This window comes from Planctomycetia bacterium (genome assembly GCA_034440135.1).
Lineage (GTDB): Bacteria > Planctomycetota > Planctomycetia > Pirellulales > JALHLM01 > JALHLM01.
This window is the reverse complement of record JAWXBP010000457.1, coordinates 1-4365: the sequence shown is the minus strand read 5'-3', so window position 1 is coordinate 4365 and position 4365 is coordinate 1. Positions and strand designations below refer to the sequence as shown.

The window sequence follows — 4365 nt, the reverse complement described above, 5'->3', positions numbered from 1 at the left end:
CCACGCCGCGCGCCAAGCTGCCCACGTTTGATGAACTGATGGCCCAACTCAAGCTCGGCGAGCACGTTGGGGCAACGGCGGCGGCGGCGGCGAAATCGGGCGCGGCGCGGGCGGCCGCCCAAATCGGGCCACCGCCCTACGATCCGGTCACCGCCACGCCGACCGAAAAGCTTAAGCAGCTCATGGTCTTCCGCGCCGTGCATCCGCTCTACGGCCTGTTCCTTCTCGAATATCTTGGCAAGGCCGACGATCACGAGTTGGTGCAGATCCTGGAGAGCCTGCTGGAGATGCCCGGCTCGGTTGCCAAGTCGGTGCGCGTGCCGTGGCCCGACGAGTTGCCGCCGGGACGGCTCAGCATCGAAGTGGTCGACCCGACAATTCTTACCCTCGGCCTGGCGACGCACGACGATCTCTATCCACAAGCCGATCAATCCGACGTCGAACCGGCGCTGCGAAAGTACCCTGTGCCGCTGGCGCAGAAAATGCGAATGCTGTTCGAGAACGAGATCGACCACGCCGGCGGGCTGTTCACGACGCCCGTCTGGGCCGTGGGCGATCTGCTAAATTCCGGCGGCGACTTCGACAAGTTCGTTCGCGGCCGCGATCTGGTCAAACAGGAAGGCGTACTCTTCAAGCACCTCTTAAGAATGATCCTGCTGTGCCGCGAGTTCGAGCAACTCACGCCGCGCGATGCCGAGCCGGCGGCGTGGCGTACCCGGCTCACCGGTATCTCCGAAGTGCTGGCCCGCGCCTGTCGAACCGTTGATCCACAATGCACCGACGAGACGCTGGAGAAATTGGTCGAAGGGGCATGACCACCGTTTCGCCATTGCAAAAAATGCACCGGCCTGATGCAAACGATTGACGGGCATTACGCAACTTAGGACGATTGAGGTTCGTCGCTATTTCGTCATCGACGATCGCGCATAGTGAACAGCGATCGTGGGATTACCCGCCGGCGCATTGCCCTTCCATATGTTGCTGACGTATCGATCCGGCTCTGGAAATTCTAGCGTGATGTACCAGTCGGCCGCACCGTCCGGCCCGGTGAAGTGCAATAGTCCGCCGACCGTTTGATCGCCGAGCAGGCTGAGCTGGCCGCGGGCGACCGCTCCGGTTTCCATGATCTGGAAAAAGAACGGCGCGGCGGTTTCGGCATCAATGCCGCAGATCATTTGTGCGTGCGGATGCATGGCTGTGTCGTCGCCAAGTTCGCCGCGTAATTCGATGAACTGGTCGTTCAACAAATGCGTCCAAACCGTTCGGCCGCAGAGTGTAGCACCGTTTGGCAACACTTCGCGGGCCTTCCATTCACCCCCCACGCACGATTTGAGCAACGCATAAGCGCGTGCGTCGCGCTGTGCGGCGTCGGCGGGGCCGAAGCGTTTTTTCATCAGTTCAAGCGTTGCGGTATTTCCCTGCTTGAAAAACCGGTACGCCGTGTCGAAGAGGAGACCTCGTTCATAGCCCATGCCCACGATGGTGATGCGGGTGCGGTCCGGCCCCAGTGTATCGAGCGTGATGACGTTCCACCCGGTTCGACAAATCGCCTGAAGCCAATCCGGCGAACCCGCCGGCGCGGTGGGTTTAATGGCGAGCATGCGGTTGGGTTCGAAGGCGAGGATGGTGTTGACGATCGCCTGATCCGAATCAAGATCGGTCTCTGGCTTATAGGCGCTGCGAATCTGTCCGCCGACGCGAAAATCCACCTTGGCATTGGCCACCCCCATCGCTTTCACAAAACCTGGGCCGGTGGTGAAACAATGGAATATCTCATCAGCAGGTGCGTTGATGACGGCGCTCACGGTCAATGTGTCGCCTCGCACCGGTTGCGTGGAAGGCTGGGATGCAGGCTGCCGAGCAAATGCAGTAAAAGCAGTTAACAGTAGGGGAACAAGAATTGTGATGGCGGACATGTCTACACCTCGATGTTATGTTTTCATAACAAATTAAATGCCAATGATCAGCCGCTTTCAGCGTCGCCACAGCGACAGCACGATCGAACCGCCCACTATGAAGACCAGTTGGTACGCAAGGTCGATCACATAAACACCGATGTGCTTCGTGCTGGCGATCCACCCCGTCACGCCGATCGGCACGGCAATTGCCAGCCAGATCACGAGTCCCGCCAGCGCCGCCGCCCTCCAACCGCTAACCGGCATGTTCTGAAGCACGATCGCGAGGAAAACCGCAAACAGCGCGTAGCTCACAATCATCCCGCCGAAGAACACCGCCGGCGGGCGAGCCTTTTGCATGGCCGTCACCTGCTCGGGCGTGTAGCCGTTGTATTTGACCCACAACGGCCCGAACGCGGTGTACCAGATCGCACCGAGAAAAAATGTGGCGACGCAAACAAGGCCGATCGCCAGCCAGTTCAGTTTTGATAGATCGAAAGTCATGCCCGGTCTCCTTCGCCTGCTGTTGCCCCCTGCCTATACCATCGTTGCGGCAACCGGCTTACGCGTTCCGGCCGCTTCGCGTTTGAGCGCATCGATATACGCACGAAACTGCGCCACCGAATCATCAAACGGCTGCAAATTGCCGGCGGCCCGTGCCTGCATGATGGCGCCTTCCATGACCGTGAGAACCATCTTGGACAGTTGCTCGCGATTGCACGTCGCCGGCAATCGATCGCCGGAGGCATCAAGCCAGCCTTTGACCACCGCGGACCAATTGGCAAAGTTCTGATGAATGAGCGTTCGCGCCTCAGGGTGATCGTCGGCGACCTCCAACGCCAGATTGCCGATCGGGCAACCCATCCGACAGCCGAAGCGTTTCATGCCGTCGCGGTATTGGTCCAATAATGCAAAAATGCGCTCAATCGGGTCGTCGGTTCTTGCCTCCACCGCATTCATGACCAGCGGGCGAAGTGCATCCAGCGCCCACCGCAGCACGCCTTCAAGCAGCCGTTCTTTGCTGTCAAAAAAGTGATAGAGGCTCCCGGAGTTAATACCGGCTTCGCGAAGAATGGTGGATACGCTGGTGGCGTGATACCCCTGCTCATGAAACAACCGGAAGGCCGCCTCAAGTATCTTTGTTTTTGTATCAGGTCCATCTGCCATCAATAGTTACGCCTTTTGATTGAACGATCAATTTACTATTGATTGAATGATCAGTCAACTCGGATGACTATGGAATGTGATAATTTTGAAATCGTATCCGGACTACTTGGAACATCTAGGCTGGGGATTGGCGAGCCGGGCTGGTTAGGCGGCGACGCCGGAGAGCCAGAGGGACCGAGACAAAAAGCGAAAGCACAGCGAGGACGCCCCAGATAAAAACCCATACGCCAGCGTCGCGTTGCCAGAACTGTTCCCAAGCGTCTCGGGCGAAGGCGTTCTGCCGGAAGTTGGGGTGATTAAGAAGTGTGGAAATGGCAAGCGAAGTAGCTGCCAGCAGCCCGAAGACGACCGGCCAGTGCGACGCGAGCAAGCACACGGCCAAGGGGAACACGACACCCAAGAAAATCGCGACAAGCCACCCGCCGAACCCCGCCCCTTGAATCACATGGCCAGACCAAATAAACGAGACAGCAACGAGTGCGAAGGCCGCCGCGTTGCGAAGAAGCGGCACGCCTCGACGCTGCTTTGAAGCGGCCTCAATCTTAGCAATCCGTTCTGATCGGATGATGAACGCGATTGCATAGGTGGCCGAGAATCCTGCAGCCCCAAAGATTGGCACTACAAAGGGTGCGTCACGCCAACTGCCCCGAATCATCGTCAGCAGCACGGCGCATACTATTCCGACGATGATGCTGAGTTGGAGACGGTTCACGTTCCTCGCCGCATAACGGATCAGCATTCACTGGCCAGGGCCGACGACCAGCGTTGGAACCGTGAGCACCGTCGTGGCCCGGGCCCAGTGGAGTGTATGGTTATCCATCACTTCGGCAAGCCGAACGCGTCGGAGTCCTCGCGCAGGTCTTTGATCGCGCGATCGACAATGCGACGAAATTGCCGCTCCAACTCGTCGACGGTCTTCCCGCCTTCCGGCAGCATCATCCAGCAAATGTGGATCGTTTGCCGAACCCCTTGGTCGACTTGACCGGGGCCGAACATGAACCGCATCTTGTTGGCGTTTTCCGGGTCATCGCTGCTAAACTCGGCCATGGCCGCTCCTCGTGATGGATCACTACTGTTTATCTCGGCCGCGCGACACGCCCGCGCCGGCAGCTTGTTGGAGGCTATCCCCGTTTCCGCTGTGAAACAATGAAATTCGCTACGTCCCACCATAATTAAATTGTTCTTTTCAGACAAAACTAAGTTGATAAAAGCGGGCCAGGTCCATTTAACCTTAAACGTATACTAAATTAGTCAGTCAACGTGACCCGCGATCGTCATGACGATTTGGCCTTCAGAATCCGGT

6 protein-coding genes are annotated in these 4365 nt (G+C 58.1%); 1 reads left to right on the top strand and 5 read right to left on the bottom strand.

All coding sequences use genetic code 11. The features are described 5' to 3' along the window. Positions 1-815 (top strand): helicase (locus tag SGJ19_26285; protein MDZ4783772.1); only part of this gene is annotated, 815 nt, incomplete at its 5' end. 87 nt (positions 816-902) lie between these two features. On the opposite strand, the gene SGJ19_26280 is transcribed toward SGJ19_26285, so the two are convergent. The 5 genes from SGJ19_26280 to SGJ19_26260 all read right to left on the bottom strand — a co-directional run bounded on the left by SGJ19_26280 (position 903) and on the right by SGJ19_26260 (position 4109). Further along, positions 903-1916 carry an SRPBCC domain-containing protein gene (locus tag SGJ19_26280; protein MDZ4783771.1) on the bottom strand — a complete coding sequence of 338 codons (1014 nt, stop codon included), beginning with the start codon at positions 1914-1916 and terminating at the stop codon, positions 903-905. Positions 1917-1973: 57 nt separating this feature from the next. Continuing rightward, positions 1974-2399: a DUF1761 domain-containing protein gene (locus SGJ19_26275; protein MDZ4783770.1), complete on the bottom strand. Its 426-nt coding sequence runs from the start codon at positions 2397-2399 to the stop codon at positions 1974-1976. 33 nt (positions 2400-2432) lie between these two features. Next, entirely contained in the window at positions 2433-3062 is a 630-nt protein-coding gene (locus SGJ19_26270) for a TetR/AcrR family transcriptional regulator (protein ID MDZ4783769.1), read from the bottom strand. Positions 3063-3177: 115 nt separating this feature from the next. Then, the gene (locus SGJ19_26265; protein MDZ4783768.1) at positions 3178-3801 is read right to left on the bottom strand and encodes a hypothetical protein; all 624 of its coding nucleotides are present in this window, start codon (positions 3799-3801) and stop codon (positions 3178-3180) included. 80 nt (positions 3802-3881) lie between these two features. Next, a complete protein-coding gene (locus SGJ19_26260; protein MDZ4783767.1) occupies positions 3882-4109 on the bottom strand; it encodes a hypothetical protein in 228 nt (75 codons plus the stop codon). Between the last annotated feature and the right edge of the window lie 256 nt (positions 4110-4365).